The following is a 208-nucleotide window of genomic DNA, read 5'->3' on the forward strand; positions in this document are numbered from 1 at the left end:
CCATTTTTCAAGTTCTTTTTACCACCAAAACATACAGAAGGCATCTTTCTTTTAAGTTTGAACTTATTTCGATTTCTTCTGAATTTTAGATTGCGAATGCTACTCTTCAATCTTTTGATATTTGGATCCAATACCTGCACCTCATAAAGATAATCTTCTTCTGTATATTTCTTTTTCTTGGATCTGTTGATCAGTTTCTCTTTTTCCT

Annotated in this window: 1 protein-coding gene; it reads right to left on the reverse strand. The window is 31.2% G+C overall.

Going from position 1 to position 208, the window contains the following annotated elements; translation table 11 throughout:
- Positions 1 to 208: hypothetical protein (locus tag LJE08_RS14880; protein WP_227403700.1), on the reverse strand; the 208-nt coding region annotated here is incomplete at both ends.

Origin of the sequence: Holdemanella sp. DFI.5.55, from assembly GCF_020593575.1 — a bacterium.
In the GTDB taxonomy this organism is placed as follows: domain Bacteria; phylum Bacillota_I; class Bacilli_A; order Erysipelotrichales; family Erysipelotrichaceae; genus Holdemanella; species Holdemanella hominis.